Here is a 1,694-nt window from a genome sequence, read left to right as displayed (position 1 = left end):
ACATACGCCAGATCGTGCGGCTCGTTGATAGGATCGACGTCTGTCGTATCTCCGGTGTACAGTGACTCATCGTCCAGCGCCAGTACAGTACGCAGACGCAGCTCTGTTGCCGGTTCGGATGCTGCTTCGCTATCAGACTTCGAAGCTGCTTTCAAGCTCACACCTTCATGGAGGCGGTCGCTTTCCAGCGTTTCAGCACCAGCCGCTGTTTCCAGTTCGCCCTCGGTCGGCCCTTCGCCCAGAGCCCCTTGGTTTTCATCCAGCCAACCCTCTGCACGCTCCTGCAAACTGGTTTGCGTCAGCAGTACCGTTGCACCGCTGTCCTCCAGCATGAAACGAATCCGTTCGGATGGATAATCTGCATCCAGTGGCACATAGGCTCCTCCCGCCTTCCACACTGCCAATACACCGACCAGCATGTCTACCGAGCGTTCACTCAAAATGCCGACAATGGACTCGCGTCCAATACCCTCATCCCGCAATCTACGAGCAAGCTGGTTTCCACGCTCGTTCAGCTCACGGTACGTAAGCTGCCGCTCCTCATATACAACTGCCACATGATCCGGCACAAGCTGCGCTTGTTCTTCCACATAGGCGTGGAACAACAATTCGGATTCTTTCTCATCACTCCATGCGGATACGCCTACAGCTCCAAAGCCATCAATGATTTTCGCTTTTTCCGCAGCAGTCACCAGCTCAAGCTCATCCACCAGTGCATCTGGTCTGTGGATCGCTTCTTCAATCACATGCAGCAAATGCTCACGGATTTGCTCCACAGCTGTACGTTCCATTACTCGCGTGTTGTATTCCAAATAGAAAAGAATTTCATCGCCCGGCACTACGGTAATGTTGAAATCATAGTTTGTTTGCTCTGACATGGAAGCATTGGCAATCGTAAAGCCATTCACGCCACGGCTGCCCATCTGCTCCATGCGCTGTTCCACGGGGTAGTTTTCAAACACCATAATATGGTTCACCAGGTCCTGCTTCTGCTCGGTCAGGGCCTGAATGTCATACAGCGGATAGGTTTCATAGGCACGAGAAGCCAGTGCCTGCTCTTGTACCTGCTTCATTAACGAAGCAAACGTCATCTCTTTCTCACTATGAATCCGTACAGGTACGGTATTAATGAACAGACCAATCATTTTATCGATGCCCGGAATATCCGCCGATCTGCCGGATACAACACTGCCAAATACCACATCTTGGCTGTTGTTATACCGCTGTAGCACAACGCCCCACGCTGCTTGCAGGAATGTATTGACCGTCACTCGTTTCTGCTTAACTAGCTTGTTCATTCGCTCCGTCACTTCATGGCCCAGTGTAAACGAAAGCTTGTCCGCTTCATATGCTTTTGCATGACCGTCCAGCTGTTTGACCTGCGGCAATACTGTCTGCTGCTCAAAACCCGCAAAATAATCACGCCAGAACCGTTCTGCCTCCGCGCTGTCCTGTCGATCCAGCCATTCAATATATTCACTATATGGCGTTACCGGGGCAAGCTCTGGCTTGCGGTCTTCAAGGATGGCAAAGTACGTATTAAACGCTTCCCCGACAACCAGGAACAAGCACCAACCGTCCATCAAAATATGATGGAAGCTCCACACAAAACGGTACGACTCCTCGCCTGTACGTAAAATAGACACCCGCATCAGCTCGCCGGAGCTGAAATTAAAGCCTTCGGCTTTGTCACG

General features: G+C 51.5%; 1 protein-coding gene. It reads right to left on the bottom strand.

Translation table 11 applies throughout. The features are described from left to right. A partial coding sequence (locus tag ABEW32_RS26490; protein ID WP_430193240.1) for a condensation domain-containing protein occupies positions 1 to 1,694 on the bottom strand: 1,694 nt, incomplete at both ends.

This window comes from Paenibacillus jamilae, from assembly GCF_050482105.1.
GTDB lineage: Bacteria > Bacillota > Bacilli > Paenibacillales > Paenibacillaceae > Paenibacillus > Paenibacillus jamilae_B.
This window is presented reverse-complemented; position numbering and strand designations above follow the sequence as displayed.